General features: G+C 66.9%; 19 protein-coding genes and 2 pseudogenes. 11 read left to right on the top strand and 10 right to left on the bottom strand.

Going from position 1 to position 19,983, the window contains the following annotated elements; translation table 11 throughout:
• Nucleotides 1–2: 2 nt before the first annotated feature.
• From ctaD to ACGI6K_RS22090, 3 genes are read left to right on the top strand one after another with little or no spacing between them, the layout of a single operon-like run.
• Nucleotides 3–1,595 carry a cytochrome c oxidase subunit I gene (gene ctaD / locus ACGI6K_RS22100; protein WP_376943327.1) on the top strand — a complete coding sequence of 531 codons (1,593 nt, stop codon included), beginning with the start codon at nt 3–5 and terminating at the stop codon, nt 1,593–1,595.
• A 27-nt stretch (nt 1,596–1,622) separates the two neighbouring features.
• On the top strand, nt 1,623–2,177 hold the full coding sequence (locus ACGI6K_RS22095; protein ID WP_376943329.1) for a cytochrome c oxidase assembly protein: 555 nt from the start codon (nt 1,623–1,625) through the stop codon (nt 2,175–2,177).
• Nucleotides 2,178–2,191: 14 nt separating this feature from the next.
• Nucleotides 2,192–3,082, top strand: a complete 891-nt coding sequence (locus ACGI6K_RS22090) for a cytochrome c oxidase subunit 3 (protein WP_376943331.1) — start codon at nt 2,192–2,194, stop codon at nt 3,080–3,082.
• A gap of 153 nt (nt 3,083–3,235) precedes the next feature.
• Here the strand turns inward: ACGI6K_RS22090 and ACGI6K_RS22085 are convergent, their stop codons facing one another.
• On the bottom strand, nt 3,236–3,439 hold the full coding sequence (locus ACGI6K_RS22085) for a twin transmembrane helix small protein (protein WP_376943346.1): 204 nt from the start codon (nt 3,437–3,439) through the stop codon (nt 3,236–3,238).
• A gap of 32 nt (nt 3,440–3,471) precedes the next feature.
• Between ACGI6K_RS22085 and ACGI6K_RS22080 the strand changes: the two genes are divergently transcribed.
• The 5 genes from ACGI6K_RS22080 (at nt 3,472) to ACGI6K_RS22060 (ending at nt 7,838) form a co-directional block, all read left to right on the top strand.
• Nucleotides 3,472–4,239, top strand: coding sequence for an SURF1 family protein (locus tag ACGI6K_RS22080; RefSeq protein WP_376943333.1), 768 nt, complete (start codon nt 3,472–3,474; stop codon nt 4,237–4,239).
• On the top strand, nt 4,214–4,801 hold the full coding sequence (locus ACGI6K_RS22075; protein WP_376943335.1) for a hypothetical protein: 588 nt from the start codon (nt 4,214–4,216) through the stop codon (nt 4,799–4,801). Before ACGI6K_RS22080 ends, ACGI6K_RS22075 begins: the two co-directional genes overlap by 26 nt.
• Before the next feature lie 40 nt (nt 4,802–4,841).
• Complete coding sequence (locus tag ACGI6K_RS22070; RefSeq protein WP_376943337.1) at nt 4,842–5,903, top strand: COX15/CtaA family protein; 1,062 nt, start codon at nt 4,842–4,844, stop codon at nt 5,901–5,903.
• 86 nt (nt 5,904–5,989) lie between these two features.
• Nucleotides 5,990–6,889 (top strand): heme o synthase, encoded by a 900-nt coding sequence (gene cyoE, locus ACGI6K_RS22065; RefSeq protein ID WP_376943339.1) that lies wholly within the window; start codon nt 5,990–5,992, stop codon nt 6,887–6,889.
• A gap of 313 nt (nt 6,890–7,202) precedes the next feature.
• Entirely contained in the window at nt 7,203–7,838 is a 636-nt protein-coding gene (locus ACGI6K_RS22060; RefSeq protein WP_376943341.1) for an SCO family protein, read from the top strand.
• Nucleotides 7,839–7,857: 19 nt separating this feature from the next.
• Here ACGI6K_RS22060 and ACGI6K_RS22055 read toward each other — a convergent pair.
• The 5 genes and pseudogenes from ACGI6K_RS22055 to ACGI6K_RS22035 all read right to left on the bottom strand — a co-directional run.
• Nucleotides 7,858–8,034: pseudogene (locus ACGI6K_RS22055) on the bottom strand (OprD family outer membrane porin); the annotation flags it as partial.
• Between the two features lie 755 nt (nt 8,035–8,789).
• Nucleotides 8,790–9,896, bottom strand: a pseudogene (locus ACGI6K_RS22050) (OprD family porin); the annotation flags it as partial.
• 150 nt (nt 9,897–10,046) lie between these two features.
• Nucleotides 10,047–11,366 carry a c-type cytochrome gene (locus ACGI6K_RS22045; RefSeq protein WP_376947216.1) on the bottom strand — a complete coding sequence of 440 codons (1,320 nt, stop codon included), beginning with the start codon at nt 11,364–11,366 and terminating at the stop codon, nt 10,047–10,049.
• Between the two features lie 11 nt (nt 11,367–11,377).
• The gene (locus tag ACGI6K_RS22040; RefSeq protein WP_376947218.1) at nt 11,378–13,153 is read right to left on the bottom strand and encodes a GMC family oxidoreductase; all 1,776 of its coding nucleotides are present in this window, start codon (nt 13,151–13,153) and stop codon (nt 11,378–11,380) included.
• Nucleotides 13,154–13,155: 2 nt separating this feature from the next.
• Nucleotides 13,156–13,866, bottom strand: coding sequence for a gluconate 2-dehydrogenase subunit 3 family protein (locus ACGI6K_RS22035; protein ID WP_376947220.1), 711 nt, complete (start codon nt 13,864–13,866; stop codon nt 13,156–13,158).
• Between the two features lie 482 nt (nt 13,867–14,348).
• On the opposite strand from ACGI6K_RS22035, the gene ACGI6K_RS22030 reads away from it, so the two are divergent.
• Nucleotides 14,349–15,332: a zinc-dependent alcohol dehydrogenase family protein gene (locus tag ACGI6K_RS22030; protein ID WP_376947222.1), complete on the top strand. Its 984-nt coding sequence runs from the start codon at nt 14,349–14,351 to the stop codon at nt 15,330–15,332.
• 88 nt (nt 15,333–15,420) lie between these two features.
• On the opposite strand, the gene ACGI6K_RS22025 is transcribed toward ACGI6K_RS22030, so the two are convergent.
• From ACGI6K_RS22025 to ACGI6K_RS22010, 4 genes are all read right to left on the bottom strand, one after another.
• Nucleotides 15,421–15,807, bottom strand: coding sequence for a hypothetical protein (locus ACGI6K_RS22025; protein ID WP_376947224.1), 387 nt, complete (start codon nt 15,805–15,807; stop codon nt 15,421–15,423).
• Nucleotides 15,808–15,893: 86 nt separating this feature from the next.
• Nucleotides 15,894–16,682, bottom strand: coding sequence for a zinc ABC transporter permease subunit ZnuB (znuB, locus tag ACGI6K_RS22020; RefSeq protein WP_376947226.1), 789 nt, complete (start codon nt 16,680–16,682; stop codon nt 15,894–15,896).
• Nucleotides 16,675–17,448: a zinc ABC transporter ATP-binding protein ZnuC gene (znuC, locus tag ACGI6K_RS22015; protein WP_376947228.1), complete on the bottom strand. Its 774-nt coding sequence runs from the start codon at nt 17,446–17,448 to the stop codon at nt 16,675–16,677. The genes znuB and znuC overlap by 8 nt, the downstream gene beginning before the upstream one ends.
• Nucleotides 17,445–17,930: a Fur family transcriptional regulator gene (locus ACGI6K_RS22010; protein ID WP_376947230.1), complete on the bottom strand. Its 486-nt coding sequence runs from the start codon at nt 17,928–17,930 to the stop codon at nt 17,445–17,447. Before ACGI6K_RS22010 ends, znuC begins: the two co-directional genes overlap by 4 nt.
• A 62-nt stretch (nt 17,931–17,992) precedes the next feature.
• Here ACGI6K_RS22010 and ACGI6K_RS22005 point away from each other — a divergent pair, with 62 nt between their 5' ends.
• Nucleotides 17,993–18,892 carry a zinc ABC transporter substrate-binding protein gene (locus ACGI6K_RS22005; RefSeq protein WP_376947232.1) on the top strand — a complete coding sequence of 300 codons (900 nt, stop codon included), beginning with the start codon at nt 17,993–17,995 and terminating at the stop codon, nt 18,890–18,892.
• Between the two features lie 121 nt (nt 18,893–19,013).
• A complete protein-coding gene (locus tag ACGI6K_RS22000) occupies nt 19,014–19,955 on the top strand; it encodes a transglutaminase family protein (RefSeq protein ID WP_376947234.1) in 942 nt (313 codons plus the stop codon).
• Nucleotides 19,956–19,983: the final 28 nt, after the last annotated feature.

Here is a 19,983-nt window from a genome sequence, read left to right as displayed (position 1 = left end):
CGATGAGCGCAGTGATCGAGCCGGGCCACACCGCCCACGACGAACACCCTCACGGCCCGGCCAGAGGCCCGATGCGCTGGCTGCTGACCACCAACCACAAGGACATCGGCACCCTGTACCTGTGGTTCAGCTTCACCGCCTTCCTGCTCGGCGGCAGCATGGCCATGATCATCCGCACCGAGCTGTTCCAGCCGGGGCTGCAGATCGTCCAGCCGGAATTCTTCAACCAGATGACCACCATGCACGGCCTGATCATGGTCTTCGGCGCGGTGATGCCGGCCTTCGTCGGCCTGGCCAACTGGATGATTCCGCTGATGATCGGCGCGCCGGACATGGCCCTGCCGAGGATGAACAACTTCAGCTTCTGGCTGTTGTCGGCGGCTTTCGGCCTGCTGGTCAGCACCCTGTTCATGAAGGGCGGCGGGCCGAACTTCGGTTGGACCTTCTACGCGCCGCTGTCCACCACCTTCGCCCCGGAGAGCGTGACCTTCTTCATCTTCGCCATTCACCTGATGGGCATCAGCTCGATCATGGGCGCGATCAACGTGATCGCTACCGTGGTCAACCTGCGCGCGCCGGGCATGACCCTGATGAAGATGCCGCTGTTCTGCTGGACTTGGCTGATCACCGCCTTCCTGCTGATCGCGGTGATGCCAGTGCTGGCCGGGGTGGTGACCATGATGCTGATGGACATCCACTTCGGCACCAGCTTTTTCAATGCCGCCGGCGGCGGCGACCCGGTACTGTTCCAGCACGTGTTCTGGTTCTTCGGCCACCCCGAGGTGTACATCATGATCCTGCCGGCTTTCGGCGCGATCAGCTCGATCATCCCGACCTTCAGCCGCAAGCCGCTGTTCGGCTACACCTCGATGGTCTACGCCACCGGTGCCATCGCCTTTTTGTCCTTCATCGTCTGGGCCCACCATATGTTCACCGTGGGCATACCGGTGACCGGCGAGCTGTTCTTCATGTACGCCACCATGCTGATCGCCGTACCCACCGGGGTGAAGGTGTTCAACTGGGTGTCGACCATGTGGCGCGGCTCGCTGACCTTCGAGGCGCCGATGCTGTTCGCCGTGGCCTTCGTCATCCTCTTCACCATTGGCGGCTTCTCCGGGCTGATGCTGTCCATCGCGCCGGCCGACTTCCAGTACCACGACACCTACTTCGTGGTCGCGCACTTCCACTACGTGCTGGTACCCGGAGCGATCTTCGGCATCTTCGCCTCGACCTACTACTGGTTGCCCAAGTGGACCGGACACATGTACGACGAGCGCCTGGCCAGATGGCATTTCTGGCTGTCCTTCGTCGGCATGAACCTGGCCTTCTTCCCCATGCACTTCGTCGGCCTGGCCGGCATGCCACGGCGCATTCCCGATTACAACCTGCAGTTCGCCGACTTCAACATGGTGTCCAGCCTCGGCGCCTTCCTGTTCGGCGCCACCCAGTTGCTGTTCCTGTACATCGTCATCAAGTGCATCCGCAGCGGCGAGCCGGCCCCGGCCAAGCCCTGGGACGGCGCTCACGGCCTGGAATGGTCGGTGCCCTCCCCCGCGCCCTATCACACCTTCAGCACGCCGCCGGAGGTGAAGTGAAATGAACGCTCGCCGGGAGTCGGAATCATGAACGACGGCTTGCCCACCGCCCGCCTGGTCCGCCGCCTGCTGGTGGTGGTGGTGGCCATGTTCGCCTTCGGCTTCGCCCTAGTGCCGCTGTACGACGTGATGTGCCAGGCCTTCGGCATCAACGGCAAGACCGCTGGCGCCTGGCAGGGCACGCAGACGGTGGACGAGTCGCGCAGCGTGCGCGTGCAGTTCCTCGCCAGCAACGCCGCCGGCATGAGTTGGGAATTCCGGCCGCTGCAGGACGAACTGACGGTGCATCCCGGCGCCAGCAACCAGATGCTGTTCGTCGCCCGCAACCCGAGCGACCGGCCGATGACCGCCCAGGCCATCCCCAGCGTCGCCCCGGCCCGGGTGGCGGCCTGGTTTCACAAGACCGAGTGCTTCTGCTTCACCCAGCAGGTCCTCGCGCCGGGCGAGCGCATCGAGATGCCGGTGCGCTTCGTCGTCGACCGCGACCTGCCGGCCGACGTGCGGCACCTGACGCTCGGCTACACGCTGTTCGACATCACCGGGCGCCAGGAGCCGCCGGCGCAGGCCGCCCGTTCCCGTTAAGGAGAAGAACGATCATGTCGACGCCCCACGAGCACTATTACGTCCCCGCCCAGAGCAAGTGGCCGATCATCGCCACCCTCGGCCTGCTGACCACCGTCTTCGGGCTCGGCAGTTGGTTCAACGATCTCAAGGCCGGCCGCGACGAGATCTCCGGCCCGGCGATCTTCTTCGTCGGCGCCCTGCTGATCGCCTGGATGCTGTTCGGCTGGTTCGGCAGCGTGATCCGCGAAGGCCGCGCCGGACTCTACAGCGCACAGATGGACCGCTCGTTCCGCTGGGGCATGAGTTGGTTCATCTTTTCCGAGGTGATGTTCTTCCTGGTTTTCTTCGGTGCCCTCTTCTATATCCGCTACTGGACCGGCCCCTGGCTCGCCGGCGAGGGCGACAAGGGCATCAGCCACATGCTCTGGCCGAACTTCCAGTACACCTGGCCGCTACTGGAGAACCCCGATCCCAAGCAGTTTCCGGCGCCGAAAGGAACCATCAGCGCCTGGTCGCTGCCGCTGGTCAACACCATTTTGCTGGTGTCCTCCAGCTTCACCGTGACCTTCGCCCATCACGCGCTGAAGGACGGCGACCGCCGCAAGTTGAAGCTCTGGCTGGCGCTGACCATCGGGCTCGGGGTGACCTTCCTGATCCTGCAGGCCGAGGAATACGCGCATGCCTACCGGGAGCTGGGGCTGACTCTGGGTTCGGGGATCTACGGTGCCACTTTCTTCATGCTCACCGGCTTCCACGGCGCCCACGTGACCATCGGCGCGATCATCCTCGCGGTGATGCTGGTACGCGTGCTGCGCGGCCACTTCACCGCCGAAGAGCACTTCGGCTTCGAGGCGGCGAGCTGGTACTGGCACTTCGTGGACGTGGTGTGGATCTGCCTATTCGTCTTCGTCTACGTGCTCTGAGCATGGGGCGGGACAGGGCGTAGGGTGGGTAATAGCGCAGCCTTACCCACCAGAACCAAGGTACTTGGTGGAAAACTCGCACAGCGATTTTCCACCGCAGAACACCCACGGCGGGAAAGACCTGCAGTCGTTTCCCACCCTACGAAATGGCGGCTACCAGGTCACATGGGAAACGAGCCGGCCGCTGTAGAGACCCCAGGCGACTAGCGCCAGGATCAGTGCGGCCAGTCCGACCCGGACGTACAGCGCATGCAGTACCCGATGGGTGCGGCCGGCGTCGCGGACCAGGAAGAACAGACCGCTGAACAGGCTGGCGAGCATCGCCAGCAGCGACAAGACAATCGCCACCTTGAGCAACATGGACGGCTCCGGGGGATTAAGGAGGATGCGTGCAGTATAGTCCGCCGTCGAAAACGCCCGGCCGCGCGCCGCAGCATCGCTTCCGCCCCGGCTGGGCGCCGAGCTTGCTGGTCGTGCTGCTGTTACCGGTACTGATCGGCCTGGGCTTCTGGCAACTGTCGCGGGCCGAGGACAAGCGAGCCCTGCTCGCCGGCTTCGAGGCCCGCCGCCAGGCCGAACCGGTCGACCCGGCGACGCTGCAAGCCGCTGGCGCGCCGGCCTGGCAACGGGTGCGCCTGCATGGCCGCTTCGACCCGCAGCACAGCCTGCTGCTGGACAGCCGCACCCGTGCCGGCCGGCCCGGCGTCGAACTGCTGCAACCCTTCCGTGACGACAGCGGCCGCTGGCTGCTGCTCAACCGCGGCTGGCTGCCCTGGCCCGACCGCCGCATAGCACCGGCCTTCACCACGCCGGACGGCGCCCTGGCGCTGACCGCCTGGGTCTACCGCTCGCCCGGCAATCCCTTCCTGCTCGAACAGGTCGCCGGCGACGCCTGGCCACGGCTGGTCAACCGGGTCGACGCCGCCGCCCTCTGGCGCGAGCTGGGCCGCGACGGGCTGCCCGTCGAATTGCGCCTGGAGCCCGGCCCCGCGGCTTACGCGGTGGACTGGCCGCCGCTCGCCATGAGCCCGGAGAAGCACCTGGGCTACGCCGTGCAGTGGTTCGCCCTGGCCGCCGCCCTGCTCGTGCTGTTCGTCTACCTCGGCATCCACAACGCACGGGAGACTTCGCATGTCGTCGCTCACCGCCCGGACTGACCCCCACCACTCACCCCGGCGCGGCCGCCTGCAATTGCTGGCGCTCTTCGCCCTGGTCCTCGGCCCCATGCTGCTGGCCGGCGCCATGTACCACTGGCGCTTCTGGGTGCCCGAAGGACGCACCTACCACGGCACGCTGATCGGCACCGGCCAGAGCCGCGCCGAGCTGGGTGTCGAGCCGGACGAGCGCACCGAGTCGCGCTGGCAGTTGCTGGTCACCGCCCCGGAAGAATGCGCGGCGGACTGCCAGCGCCTGGTCTACCTGGCCCGGCAGATCCACATCGGCCTCGGCCGCGAGGCCGACCGCGGCGCCCACGCCCTGGCCACGGGCCAGCTGCCGGCGGCCGAGGAGAGACGGCGGCTGGAACGCGAATACCCGCAGCTCGGCCATTACCGCCTGGAACGCACGGCCTACGAACGGGCGACGCCGGGGCTGTCCGGCGCGCAACTGTGGATCGTCGATCCGCTCGGCAACCTGGTGCTGCGCTACGGAGCCGAGACCGACGGCAAAGGCGTGCTGGAAGATCTGCGCCTGCTGCTCAAGCTGTCGAAGATCGGCTGAGCGGCGCCGGAACGGATCGTCGACAGAACGGGAGATCGCCATGCCGACACTTCGCAAGCCGGGCTTTCGCCTGGCCCTGTTCGCCACCCTGCTGGCCTTCGCGGTGGTAATGCTGGGGGCCTATACCCGCCTGACCCACGCCGGGCTCGGCTGCCCGGACTGGCCGGGCTGCTACGGCTTTCTCGCGGTACCCAGCGGCGAGGCGCAAGTGGCCCACGCCGAACGCCGCTTCCCCGATGCGCCGGTGGAGGCAGAGAAGGGCTGGAACGAGATGATCCACCGCTACTTCGCCGGCAGCCTGGGGCTGCTCATCCTCGCCATGGCGCTGCAGGCGCTGCGCCGCCGGACCGACGCCGGCCAGCCGCGTGGACTGCCGCTGGCGCTGCTCGGGGTGGTGGTCGCCCAGGCGCTGTTTGGCATGTGGACCGTGACCCTCAAGCTCTGGCCGCAGGTGGTGGTCGCCCACCTGCTCGGCGGCATGACCACCCTCGCCCTACTCTTCCTGCTCGCCCTGCGCCTCTTTGGCCGCATCCCCGCCCTGCCCGCCCCGGCGCCCGGACTGCGCCTCCTGGCCGGCGTCGCGCTGGCGTTGAGCGTCGGGCAGATCGCCCTGGGCGGCTGGGTCAGCAGCAACTACGCGGCGGTGGCCTGCCTCGACCTACCCACCTGCCACGGCCAGTGGTGGCCAGAGGGCATGGATTTCGCCAACGCCTTCCACCTGACCCAGGCGATCGGCCCCAACTACTTGGGCGGCATGCTCGACGGCCCGGCGCGCACCGCCATCCACCTGAGCCACCGTCTCGGCGCCCTGGCCGTCGCCCTGACGCTCGCCACACTGGCTTGGCGGCTATGGCGCCACGGTCTCGGCCGGCTCGCCGCCTTGCTGCTGGCCGCGCTTTTGCTGCAGATCGGGCTGGGTGTCGGCAACGTGCTCTGGCAGTTGCCGCTGCCGCTGGCGGTCGCCCACAACGCTGGCGCCGCCCTGCTGCTGCTGAGCCTGGTGCTGGTCAACTACCGGCTGCGCGTGCGGCCGGTGCGCGATTTCGATGGCTCCCGCGCTCCTGCGTGGGAATCCCGCTCCGCTTCCGCGGACCTTGGGTGAGGAACACCGAGTGTTCCGGGTTGCGCTCCCACGCGGCCTGGGAACGATCCATCGCAGGACAAGAACGACGACAAGGAGAAACGACCATGGCCACCCTACTCGCCGCCCGCGGCAACCGGGCCACCTGGCACGACTATCTGGAGTTGACCAAACCCAAGGTGGTGGTGCTGATGCTGATCACCTCGCTGGTCGGCATGTTCCTCGCCTCGCGCGCCGGCGTGCCCTGGACGGTACTGCTGTTCGGCAACCTCGGCATCGGCCTCTGCGCCGGCGCGGCGGCGGCGGTCAACCATGTGGTCGACCGACACATCGACGCGCTCATGGCGCGCACCCGCCGCCGGCCGCTGGCCGAGGGTCGCGTCGCGCCGCTCGCCGCGCTAGGTTTCGCGCTGGCGCTGGCAGTGGCTGGCATGGCCCTGCTGCTGACCTTCACCAATCCGCTGGCGGCTTGGCTGACCCTGGCCTCGCTGCTCGGCTACGCGGTGCTCTACACCGGCTTCCTCAAGCGCGCCACGCCGCAAAACATCGTCATCGGCGGCCTGGCCGGCGCCGCCCCGCCGCTGCTCGGCTGGGTCGCGGTGAGCGGCCAATTGTCCGCCGAGCCGCTGCTTCTGGTGCTGATCGTCTTCACCTGGACCCCGCCGCATTTCTGGGCGCTGGCCATCCACCGCAAGGCCGAATACGCCAAGGCCGAGATTCCCATGCTGCCGGTGACCCACGGCGAGGCCTACACCAAGCTGCACATTTTGCTCTACACCCTGGCGCTGCTGGCGGTGACCTTGCTGCCCTACGCCATCCACATGAGCGGCCCGCTGTACCTGCTCTGCGCCCTGCTCCTCGGCGGACGCTTCCTGCACTGGGCCTGGGTCCTGTACAAGGACAGCAAGCCCCACGCGGCGATCGGCACCTTCAAATACAGCATTCGTTACCTGTTCCTGCTGTTCATCGCCCTACTGGTGGATCACTATCTGCCGTTGATGCTCTAGGGGCTGTTGACACTACTCTCCGCGAGCCGCGTTGCTGCGGCGAAGGGTGCCAGGCCGGGTTGCGATCGGCGAGGCGCGGGACGCAGGGAATGGCATTGCCTTGCCAAGTCCCGCAACGACGCATGGGGCCATTTGCCGCGCAGCCTGGGCGGCCTCACCCGCAGGGACGGGCCCGTTTTTGCGCAAAGCGTCGTTGCTCGTCGTTCGTTTGGAATGACCGAACTTCTCTGCTCGCGCCTAAGCCCGCGCAAAAACGGGCTCCGTCGCGGACGCGTAGAGTAGTATCAACAGCCCCTAACGCCCAGGACCGCCCATGACCCGCATCCAGAAAACCGTTCTCATCCTCGTCGCGCTGATCGCCATCGTGCTCGGCCTGACCTTTTCCAAGGTGCTGAACGGTCCGCGCCAGGCCGATTCGGCGCAGCTTCTGGAGGCGGGCATCGTCCTGCTGCCGCAGGGCCGCCCCCTGCCCGCGCTCGGCCTGACCGACCAGGATGGCCAGCCGGTCGCGCTGCAGTCGCTCACCGGCAAGTGGAGCCTGGTGTTATTCGGCTATACCTTCTGCCCGGACATCTGTCCGACCACCCTCGCCCAGTTGCGCCAACTCGAAAGCCAGTTGCCGCCGGCGACCCGCGAGCGCCTGCAAGTGGTGATGGTCAGCGTCGATCCGCAGCGCGATACCCCGGCCCAACTCAAGCAATATCTGGCCTTCTTCGATCCGGACTACCGCGGCCTGACCGGCGAACTGGCGGACATCCAGCGCCTGGCCAACACCCTCGGCATCCCCTTCATCCCTGGCGACCCCAGCCGGGAGAACTACACCGTGGACCACAGCGGCAACCTCGCCCTGCTCGGCCCGGACGGCACCCAGCGCGGCTTCGTCCGCGCCCCGCTGAACGTCGCCAAGCTGGCTGAACGCCTGCCGCTGCTGGTCGAAACCCAGCCCTGAGGGGCCGCCGTCCGCACTTTTAAAACAACGACATCGGATAGCTGACGATCAGCCGGTTGTCGTCGAATTTGTTGTTGGCGCCCCAGTCGCGGCGCACCGTAGAGTTCCGACAGCGCAGGGTCAGGTTCTTCGCCGGACCGTTCTGCACCACGTAGCTCAACTGCGTCTCGCGGTTCCACTCCTCGCCGTCGTCGACAGGGCAATCGCATGAAATGTCTTTCCGATACCGGACTGGAAAGATTGTGTGCCTGATCGTTCCGGCCTGGTCTTCAAATCCGGTGCATCGGCTGCTTGCCGAGGGGCTGGATACTTCCTGTTTCGGCCCCCCGGCCGAGTCACTTTCTCTTGGCGCGCGCAAAGAGAAAGTAACCAAAGAGAAAGCGCGCCCAATCATTCGGCCCCGGCTACGCCGGGGTTCCCTCGCTCCGGCGCCGCTGCGAAGGTCGTCGCACAAGGGGCATCCATGCCCCTCGTACGACTCTCGCCGCCTCCCTGCGGCTCGCCCCTCTACGCGACGCCTGCGCTCGGCCTTCTGAACGGGAGTCGGGCTCCGGGTTGCCTGAAAGCGCTTTCGCTCTTGCGGCACGACCTGTCAGGCCGCGCCGGATGCCCCTTCAGGAGGCCGAGCGGAATCGTCGTGGAAGGGGTCGAGCGGCAAGGATGCCGCGAGAGCCGCGATGGGCCATGGATGGCCCTTCGCGGCGAGCCCCTAGAGCGGCGATGCAGGGAGGGAACCCGGAGCGAAGCGCAGGGCCGGATGAGGGGGTGGCCTTCTTTTGGGTTACTTTTTCTTGGCCAGACAAGAAAAAGTGACTCGGCCGGGGGCCGAAACAGAAGGTATCCGACCACTCGGCAAGCAGCCAATGCGCTGGATCTGAAGACCACGCCGGAACGACCGGACACACAATCTTTCCAGTCTGGTATCAGGCGAGCGCTTCACGCGATTGCCATGCCGTCGTCGATACCGCCCGCACGCACGTTGTGGCCCTTGATGTAGCGGGTCATCAGGGTCAGGCCGGGCATCCCCACGGGCGCGAAGTCATAGTCGTAGCGCACTTGCCAGGAGCGCTCGCGGGGGTTGTCGAAGCTGCCGTTGTAGCTGTCGTTGGCCGCCGTGCCGCCACTGGTACCGTTGACCCGCAGCCAGCGGTCGTCACCGCCGACCCGCTGCAGGCCCAGGTAGAAGATATGCGCGTTATGCTTGAGCGAGAACATCCCGGTCAGCAGGCTGTTGTCCAGGTCGCCGGCCTGGGCGCTGCCGTCCTCCTCGCCGTTGAAGTAGCCGAGGTTGGCGCCCAGGGTCCAGTCCTTGCCCAGCGGCTGGCTGTGCACTACCTGGAAGTAGCGCTGCTTGTAGATGTCTTCCAGTTGGCCGAACCAAGCGCCGATTTGGGTGCGGTTTTCGTTGAAGGCGTACTCGGCGCCGGCGAAGCTGAAACGGTCGGAGGTGACGTTGGTGTTGCCGACCCAGTTCATGTCATTGAGGCTGCTGTCGTCGCGCGGACTGTTGCCGCGAAAGCGCCCGCCGTAGAGGGTCAGGTTGCGAACCTCCTTGGAGGTGAGCATGCCGCCCTGGAAGGTCTGCGGCAGCGAACGGCCGTCGTCGGAGCGCAAAATCGGCAGCGCCGGCGACCACTCGCCGATTTTCGCCTCGGTCTTCGAGAAGCGCGGCTTGCCGGCCACCGCCAGGCGGCCGAAGTTGTCGGCCGGCTTGCCGTCCTTGCCGACGGGCAAAAGCTGGGTGCCACTGGTGCCCTTGCCGCCGTCGAGCTTGACCGACTAGAGGCCGAGGATGTCGATGCCGAAGCCGACCGGGCCTTCGGTGTAGCCGGACTGCAGGTCGAGGATGAAGCTCTGGGTCCATTCCTCGGCCTTGCTGCGGGTAGCGCGGTCGTCGACGAAATTGCGATGGATGTAGAAGTTGCGCAGGGTCAGGGTGCCTTGGCTGTCCTCCAGGAAGCCGGCCAGGACTGGCGTGCCGGGAAACAGCCCGGCGAAAGCCAAGGTCAACGCGCAAGCGCGTGACCTGGAGAGCGGCGAGTCATTCCGGTTGTTCAATTGCGATATTCCACGAGACGAAAAAAGTTCGAGCCTTCCTTTTTGCGGCAGCGGATAGGTCGTGCAGCGGGAAAAGGGTCCGGCGGTCGCTGCCGGACCCGTCTGGAAGCGAAGCGCTCCGGGCGTCCGGCCGGACGCCCGGAAGCCGCTTCAGTGCTGCGGTGCTAGCGCATGGGGATCAGGGATCTGCCCCAAAGGCGGCACATCCAGCTCCGCGCGCAGGTGCTTGACCTGTTCGGCGCTCACCGCCGGCGCTCGGTTGCCCCAACTGGTGCGGATGAAGTTCACCACGTCGGCGACCTGCTGGTCGGTCAGGCGCCAACTGAACGGCGGCATGGTGAAGGCCGAGGGCGCCTGATGGGTTGCCGGCAGGGTGTCGCCCTTGAGCACGATGTGGATCAGCGAGGTGGCGTCGTCGCCGTTGACCACCGGGTTGCCGGCCAGCGCCGGGAACACCCGCGCGTAACCCTGGCCGTCGGTACGATGGCAGGCGGCGCAGTTGTCGATGTAGAGCGCCGCGCCGGTCTTGCTGTCGTCGCCGTGGTACAGCGCCTTGCTCACCGTCTCGTCGTAGGCGTACGCCAATTCGCCAGGATTGCTCGCCGGCAGCGACTTCAGGTAGCGGGCGATGGCGGTGAGGTCGGCGTCGCTCATGTACTGCATGCTGTGCACCACCACCTCGGACATGCCGCCGAACACCGCCGTGCGATCGGTGCGTCCGGTGCGCAGGAAGCGCACCAGTTCGTCCTCGCTCCAACTGCCGATACCGGTCAGCGGGTCGCCACGCAAGCTCTTGGCGATCCAGCCCTCCAGGGGCGCGCTGCCGGCCAGGAAGTCCGGCCCCTCGCTGGCGCTCAGGGCCTTTTCCTGCATGCCGATGCCGCGCGGGGTGTGGCAGGCGCCGCAATGACCGAGCCCGTCGACCAGGTAGGCGCCACGAGCCAGCACCGGGTGCTGGTCCTTGGCCGGCTCGAAGTCCTTCACCTCGGGAGCAAACGTCCAGCGCCAGAAGGTCAGCGGCAGGCGCATCGACAGCGGCCATGGGATAGCGCTGTCTTTGTTGGCCTGCCTGACCGGCGCGACACCCTTCATGAAGTAGGCGTAGAGCGCGCGCATGTCCGACTCGGTGACCCGCGCGTAGGACGGATAGGGCATGGCCGGATAGAGGGTATAGCCTTGCTTGGCGATGCCGTGGCGTACCGCCAGGTCGAAGTCCTCGAAGCTGTAATCGCCGATGCCGGTTTCCCGGTCCGGGGTGATGTTGGTGGAGAACAGGGTGCCGATCGGCGTTTCCATCGGCAGGCCGCCAGCGAACGGCAGGCCGCCCTTGGCGGTATGGCAGGCCACGCAGTCGCCGGCGCGGGCCAGGTATTCGCCTTTCTTCAGCAGTTCCGGGTCGACCGCCTCGGCGGCCGAGGCGCCGAACGCGAACAGGGTCGACAGGCCGAACAGGTATGGGATCAGTTTCATCGTCGCGCTCCTCAAGCCTGGACCAGCGGGCCGGGGTTCTTCAGGTACTGCTCGCGGATCGCCTTGGCCGACCAGTAGGCAAGCGCCGCCACCAGGCCGGTGGGGTTGTAGCCAGTACCCTGAGGGAACGCCGAGGCGCCGACGACGAAGACGTTATGCACGTCCCAGCTCTGCAGATAGCGATTGACGGCACTGGTTTTCGGATCGGAGCCCATGATCGCGCCGCCGAGCAGGTGGGTGGTCTGGTAGGCGCGGGTGTCGAAGTGGTCGCCGAAGTTCTTGACGTGGACGGCGATGGCCTTGGGGTTCATCGCCCCGGCGATCTTGCGCATCTGCTCGGTGACGTAGCGCGTCATCTTGTACTCGTTTTCCTTCCAGTCGAAGGTCATGCGCAGCAGCGGCTGGCCGTAGGCGTCCTTGTAGGTGGGATCGAGGTCCAGATAGTTGTCCCGGTAGCTCATGTTGCTGCCGTGAGCGTCCATCGACAGGGTATGGGTGTAGGCGTCCCTGGCCGCCTGCTTCCAGCCGCTGCCCCAGGTCGGCGAGCCGGGAGGCAGGCTCAGACCGCGGATCGGCTTGCTGCCGGCCTGGTTGACCCAGAACGGCGAACCGCCGACGAAACCGAGCGGGCCGTGGTCGAAGTTGTCGGAGTTGAAGTCGTCCACCGCCACACCGCCGCCGCCGGTACCGATGAAGGGGTTGGTGTGCACGTCGCGGTCGAAGAAGGCCTTGATGGTGGCCATGTTCTGGTAGGCGAAGTTCTTGCCCACCACGCCTTCGCCAGTGCGCGGGTCGTACGGCTTGCCGATGCCGGACAGCAGCATCAGGTGTACGTTGTGGAACTGGAAGGCGCTGACGATCACCAGGTCGGCCGGCTGGACGATCTCGCGGCCCTGAGCGTCGACGTAGGTGACACCGGTGGCGCGCTTGCCGTCGCTGTCCAGGTTGACCCGGAGCACATTGCTGTTGACGCGCAGCTCGAACAGTTCGCTCTGCTTCAGCGCCGGCAGGATGTTCAGGTTCGGCGAGGCCTTGGAGTACATGTAGCAGGCATAGCCGCTGCAGAAACCGCAGAAGTTGCACGGTCCCATCTGCACGCCGTAGGGGTTGGTCCAGGGGCCGGAGGCGTTGGCCGCGGGCATCGCGTAGGGGTGCATGCCGACTTCCTCGGCCGCCTTGCGGAACAACTGGGCGGAGTGGACGTCTTTCAACGCGGGCAGCGGGAAGCCATCGGAGCGGTCCGGCGCGAAGGGGTTACCGTCGCCGACCACTTGGCCCTTGACCTTGTAGGCGGTACCCGAGGTGCCGAAGACCTTCTCGGCGAAGTCGAAGTGCGGCTCGAGCTCCTCGTAGCTGACACCGTAGTCCTGGATGGTCATGCCTTCGGGGATAAAGCCTTTGCCGTAGCGCTCTTCGTAGTGACTGCGCAAGCGCAGTTCCTCGGGCATGATGCGGAAATGCACGCCGGACCAGTGCAGGCCGGCGCCGCCGACGCCGTTACCGGGCAGGAAGGCGGAGAGCTGGCGGTAGGGCAGCGCGGTGTCGTCGATGCCGTGGCGGATGGTCACGGTGCTCTTCGACAGGTCCTGGAACAGTTTGCCGCGGCTGTTGTAGGTCAGTTCGTCGAGGGTGTTGGGGTAGGCACCGTCGGGATAGGTGTCCTGGTAGGGGCCGCGCTCCAAGGCGACCACCTGCAGGCCCGCCTCGGTCAGCTCCTTGGCGAGGATCGCGCCGGCCCAGCCGAAGCCGACCACCACGGCGTTCACGGATTTGAGTGTCGTCGCCATGTTCAGCCCCTCTCTCCGGAAATCGAGACCGGCGGGAAGGGATACTTCTCGTTGCGGTCGACCCAGTCCATGAAATCGGCGCGCGCGCCGGGAAAGCCCACCAGTTTCCAGCCGGCCAGGCCACGGTTGCCGCCGTGGATCGGGTCGGCGAAGAAGCCCTCGCGGGTGTTCTGCCAGAGCTGGCTGAACAGCAGGACGGACGGCAGGTCCTGCAGGTCGATCCGGCCGCCTTCCAACTGGTGCAGCAGATCGTCCTGGGCGGCCGGCTCCAGCTCGGCGAAGGTCTTGCCGTGCTGGCCCTTGCACCAGCGATCCAGCGCGGCAATACCGATGCGGTAGATGTCGCGCGGCACCAGCTTCGACTGGTAACCGAACTGCGGCGCGGCGTCGGCGACGAAGGGCGCCTGCATGTACCAGAGGTTGCCGTGGCCGTAGGCGGTTTCCAGTTGGCGGTCGATGAATTCCGGTACGCCGGCCTCGACCGCGCCGGGGCCGTTGGCGTCGTTAGGGATCAGCCTGGCCACGGCGGCGTTGACGAAGGCCCACTCGGCGGCGCTGAAGAAGCGGGGCTGATAGGGGTTCTGCACGGCGGGAGCGGCTTGGCCGAAAGCCGTCGTCGCTACGCCATAGCCGGCCACGGTGATTGCCGGAATCACGGCCAATGTTTTACGCAGGAAGTCGCGTCGGCCATTGAAAGCCTTGTCGTCGGGCATGGAGGCACCTCAGTGATCGCAGTAAATCCCAGTCTCGCTCTGGACTGGTCGAGTTGAACGAACGTGTCGCGCGTCCCTGCATGACGAAAGGTTTCACCCGGGAAAGGGTCCGTTGATCGCGTTGGGCTGTTTCGATGCGGACCCCGACCTTGCGCGAGACGCCGGCAGGCGTGAGCGAAGGCAGACTTTCCCGAATGCGGTACGGGAGCGTCATGGCATCGGTCGTGTCGCCAGGAAGGCTCCGGCCCTAGACGGACAGGCGAGATCGTGCGTGGACCTGGACCTCTTCTTATCGACGGAGGCTTCTTCCAGGATTGAAACCGATTTCATTGAACAATAAAAAACGCAGCAAAGATAGCGCTATCTTTGAATGATTACCGGGCGTTTGCCCTGCCGATCGCGCCTTGCGGACAAGAATTGCCGCACGGTCTGTCCATGGCCCTATGCTGATGGGAGAACCCGAAGCAAGAAGGAGATCGCGGATGCGCGCCATGCGGCTGGAAAGGGTCGCTCATCCCCTGGTGCTGCGCGAGTTGCCCACCCCGCAGCCGGGACCGGGCGAAGTGCGTGTGCGGGTCGGCGCCTGCGGGGTTTGCCGCACCGACCTGCATGTGGTCGACGGCGAGCTACCGGCGGTGAACCCGCCGGTCATCCCCGGCCACGAGATCGTCGGCCGGGTGGACGTCGTCGGTCCGGGCGTCAAGGGCTTCGCGCTCGGCCAGCGGGTCGGCATTCCCTGGCTGGGGCACACCTGCGGGCATTGCTGGTACTGCCGGCACGAGGCGGAGAACCTCTGCGACACGCCGCAATTCACCGGCTACACCCGCCCCGGCGGCTACGCTGAACAGGTGGTGGCCGACGCCCGCTTCGCCTTTGCCCTGGGCGAGGACGGCGACGACGTGGCCCTGGCGCCATTGCTCTGCGCCGGGCTGATCGGCTGGCGCTCGCTGGTCAAGGCGGGCCCGGCCAGGCGCCTCGGCCTCTATGGCTTCGGCGCGGCGGCGCACATCGTCATGCAGGTGGCGCGCTGGCAGGGTCGCGAGGTGTACGCCTTCAGCCGGCCCGGCGACCTCGCCGCCCAGGACTTCGCCCGCTCGCTCGGCGCGGCCTGGGCCGGCGGCTCCGACCGGTTGCCGCCGAAGCCGCTGGACGCGGCGATCCTCTACGCGCCGGCCGGCGAACTGGTGCCAGCCGCCCTGCGCGCGTTGCGCAAGGGCGGCCGAGTGGTCTGCGCCGGCATCCACATGAGCGACATCCCGAGCTTTCCCTACGACATCCTCTGGGAGGAACGCGAAGTGGTGTCGGTAGCCAATCTGACCCGCCAGGACGGCCTCGACTTCTTCGCCGTCGCCGAACAGGCCGGCATCTGCACGGAAACCCACCGCTATGCCCTGGAGGATGCCAACCGGGCATTGGACGACTTGCGTCACGGGCGTTTCCAGGGAGCGGCGGTGCTGGTGCCCTGAGCGGGGAGGCTGTCTGGGGAAAACTGTGGTGGAAAACCGCTGCGCGAGTTTTCCACCCTACCGGCAGGGCCGGGTGCGTAGCCCAACCTCAGGGCTTGCCGACCGCACCGCTCTGGCGCGGCATGCTCAGCGCCGGTGCCCTGGGCATCAGCGCGCGGGCGTTGCCCAGGGCGGTGGCGGCTTCGCTCATGTCGCCGCGCTCGATGGCCTGCTCGCCGTGCTTGAGCCAGGCCTCGGACAGGCGCCGCTGGTAGGTTTCCAGCGTGGGGCCGGGCTGCTCGGCCTGCAGGCGCTTGAAGCTGACGGTGGCCGCGGCCAGATCGCCCTCGCCCAGTTGCCGTTCCAGTTCCTGGCTGAGGCTCGGCGGAGACGGCGGCGGAGCGGTGTCGGCGGACTCCGTCGCCCCGTGCTGGCAAGCGGCGAGCAACAGCGGCAGCAACAACGGGGACAGGTAGCGAAGGAGCGGCGCGGACATGAACGAGATTCTCGGGTCGTTTTCTTTTACCCACTCTACACCTGCCGCCGGCTTATCAGAAAGCGGGCCCGGCGCGATGCCCAAGTTCAACCGGCGCGACGCGGCAGGAGCAGGCCGGCGAGGAACAGCAAGGCCGCGCAAACCACGATGGACGGCCCGGCCGGCGTGTCCTGGAACCACGACAGCGATAGCCCGGCGCAGACCGCGACCACCCCCAGGAAACTGGCGCCGGCGGCCATCTGCTCGGGGGTACGGGCGTGACGCTGGGCGGCCGCGGCCGGGATGATCAAAAGCGAGGTGATCAGCAGCACGCCGACGATCTTCATCGCCACCGCGATCACCAAGGCGATCAGCAGCATCAGTGCCAGGCGGATGCCGCCCACCGGTAGTCCCTCCACCCGCGCCAGCTCCTCGTGCACGGTGATCGCCAAAAGCGGCCGCCACAGCGGCACCAGCAGCAGCATGACCAGCGCGCTGCCGCCGAGAATCCAAGCCAGATCGCCTGGACCCACCGCCAACAGGTCGCCGAACAGGTAGCTCATCAGGTCGATGCGCACGTCGTCCATGAAGCTCAGCACCACCAGGCCGAGCGACAGGGTGCTCGGCGCGAGAATGCCGAGCAAGGTGTCCGAAGCCAGCGCCTGGCGCTGCTGCAGGGCCACCAGCAGCACGGCGAGCAGCAGGCAGCCGGCGATCACCGCCAGGGTCGGACTGACGTCAAGCAGCAGGCCGACCGCCACGCCGAGCAGCGCGGCATGCGACAGGGTATCGCCGAAGTAGGCCATGCGCCGCCAGACCACGAAGGAGCCCAGCGGCCCGGCAACCAACGCCAAGGCGAGCCCGGCGAGCAGGGCGTTGAGCAGGAAATCAGCCATGGTTGCAGTCGGGACCCTGTACGTGGGATTTGCGCAGCACCACGCCGCCGTGCAGATCGTGGGTATGGTCGTGATGGTGTTGGTAAAGCGCCAAGCTGCGCGCCGCCTGGCCGAACAGGGCGACGAAGGCCGGATCGCCGCTGACCTGCTCGGGCCGCCCGGAACAACAGACGTGATGGTTCAGGCAGACCACCTGATCGGTGGCGCTCATCACCAGGTTGAGGTCGTGGGAAACCATCAGCACGCCGCAGCCATGGCGCTCGCGCAACCGGGTTATCAGCCGGTACAGCTCGGCCTGGCCGGCCACGTCGACGCCCTGCACCGGCTCGTCGAGCACCAGCAGCTCGGGCCGGCGCAGCAGCGCCCTGGCCAGCAGCACGCGTTGCAGCTCGCCGCCAGAGATATTCTGCAACGGACTGTCGACGACCTGGACGGCGCCAACCTCGGCGAGCGCGGCGACGGCGGCGGCACGGTCGACGCCGGGCACCAGGCGCAGAAAGCGCAGCACCGTCAGCGGCAAGCTGGGATTGACCTGCAGCTTCTGCGGCATGTAGCCGATGCACAACTGCGGCCGGCGCCAGACCGTGCCGGCGTCGGGCTTGAGCAGGCCGAGCACGACGCGCACCAGAGTGGTCTTGCCGGCGCCGTTGGGGCCGATCAGGGTGACGATCTCGCCGGGCTGCACGCACAAATGCACGTCGTCCAGCATCTGCCGGCCGGCGAAGGCAATGCGCACCCCGTTGAGACGGACCAGGCTGTCGCTCATGGCGCGGCCTGGCAGTTGGCGCAGAGGCCGACCACCTCCACGGTCTGCCTCTCGACCCGAAAGCCCAGTTCCCTGGCGCTGACGAGAATGCTCTCGCTGATCGCCGAACCTGCCAGCTCGATGGCCGCGTGGCACTGCCGGCAGATGAAGAACTGACCGTGGTGGGCATGATCCGGGCGATTGCAGCCGACGAAGGCGTTGAGCGAGGCGATGCGGTGCACCAGACCCTGTTCGAGGAGGAAGTCCAGCGCCCGGTAGACGGTCGGCGGCGCCGCACGGCGGCCGTCCTGCTCGCTCAGCACGGCGAGGATGTCGTAGGCACCGAGTGGCCTGTGGCTCTGCCAGACCAGTTCCAGCACGCGGCGGCGCAGAGCGGTCAGGCGCACGCCCTGGCGGCTGCAGAGGTTCTCGGCCTCGGCCAGCGCCTGGCTGATGCAATGACTGTGGTCGTGGGGCCGGCAGGCCAGGGGCGGGATGGTCATGGGCGACTTCCGGTTGGAGAAACGTTATTCTATTACAATTTCGTCTCGGAGGTCTGCCCGTCATGTACCGTCCTCTCGTCGCCCTGCTGTTCGCCGGCTGCGTGGCTTCGGCAGCGGCCGAAGTACGCCTGCTGACCAGCGTGAAGCCGCTGCAACTGATCGCCGCCGCCGTGCAGGACGGTACCGGCAGCCCCGCGGTATTGCTGCCGCCCGGCGCCTCGCCGCACCACTACGCGCTGCGTCCTTCCGACGTGCGCGCGCTGCGCGAGGCGACGCTGTTCTACTGGATTGGCCCGGACCTGGAGAGCTTCCTGCCCAAGGTGTTGGAAGGGCGCCAGGGGCCAAGTCTGGCCGTACAGGCACTGCCCGGCCTGCAGTTGCGCCACTTCGAATCGGCCGAGGACGAGGACAAGGACGAACACGACCACGCCCACCGTCCCGGCAGCCTGGACGTCCACCTCTGGCTGCTACCGGCCAACGCCCGACTGATCGCCGAGCGGATGGCCGCCGACCTGGCTGCCGCCGACCCGGACGCCACCGCCCGCTACCAGACCAACCTTGCCGCCTTCCGGACCCGCCTGGAAGCGCTCGACCGGCGCCTCGCGGCGCGCCTGGAAAAGCTTGCCGGCAAGCCCTATTTCGTCTTCCATGAGGCCTACGATTACTTCGAGGCCGCCTATGGCCTCCGGCATGCCGGAGTGTTCAGCATTTCCCCGGAAGTCCAGCCCGGCGCCCGCCAGGTCGCCCACATGCGCCAGCGCCTGCAGGAGGCCGGACCGACTTGCGTGTTCAGCGAACCGCCCCTGCAGCCGCGCCTGGCGCAAACCCTGAGCGCCGGCCTGCCGGTACGCCTGGCCGAACTCGACCCGCTGGGCAGCGGTGTCCCGGTCGGGCCGCTGGGCTACGAGCGGTTGCTCGAAAATCTCGCCGAGGGACTGGCCGGCTGCCTGGAGGCGCTGTAGCTGCATCCCCGCATGCCGTTCGCGAAGTACCGGTCGGGACACCGGAACCGCCACTTCCGCCGCCAGTCCGATCTAGAACGGCAAGCCAATGCCATCGGCGACGACAAGACAAGGAGAGGACATGCAGCGCTACAAGATCGTTCATCGCACCCATTACGGCTTCACCGAACCCGTCGAACTGGGACCGCACTCTCTGTTGCTGCGCCCGCGCGAGGGCCATGAGCTGCGCATCGAGTCCTCGAAGCTGCACATCGAGCCCACCGCGGCCAGTCTGAGTTGGTTCCGCGACGCGGAAGACAATTCCGTGGCGATCGCCACCTTCGAAGAACCCACCGACCGGCTGATCATCGAGAGCGAGATCGTCATTCAGCAATACAACGAGACGCCGCTGGACTTCATGGTCGCCGACTATGCGGTGAACTATCCTTTCGTCTACAAACCCGACGATAGGGCGGTGCTCTCGCCCTACATGAACTCCGTCGAGCATACCGGCAGCGACCAGCTCGACGACTGGCTCGCCAAGATCTGGCAGCCGGGCGAACCGATCCAGACCTACGCCCTGCTGCAGCGGATCAACGAGCACATCCCCAAGACGCTGACCTACCAGATGCGCGAGGAACCCGGCGTACAGGGCGCGGTGGAGACGCTCGGGCTCGGCACGGGCTCCTGTCGCGACTTCGCCAACCTGTTCATGGAGGCGGCCCGCTTGCTCGGTCTGCCGGCCCGCTTCGTCAGCGGCTACCTGCACGTAGAGCCGGCGGGACTGCAGGACGGCTCGACCCATGCCTGGGCTGAAGTCTACCTGCCGGGCGCCGGCTGGAAGGGCTTCGATCCGACCCACGGGGAAGTGGTGGGCACCAACTACATCGCCGTGGCCGTGGCGCGCCAGCCCGAATCGGTACCGCCGGTGGCCGGCTCCTTCGTCGGACCGCTGGGCGCGGGCCGGCTCGAAGTGAGCGTCTGCGTGAACCGGGAGCTGCTTGCCGGCGAGCAAGAGCAGGAAGTGGAAGTGAGGAAAGCCGGGGCGCCCCAGCCCGAGAACGGGAAAAAGCCGAAAAAATAGGAGAGTCCTCCGCAGGAGAGGCCCAGGA

The organism is Azorhizophilus paspali (genome assembly GCF_043587585.2).
GTDB lineage: Bacteria > Pseudomonadota > Gammaproteobacteria > Pseudomonadales > Pseudomonadaceae > Azotobacter > Azotobacter paspali.
The sequence above is the reverse complement of the archived record's forward strand: the minus strand, read 5'-3'. Positions and strand labels throughout refer to the sequence as shown.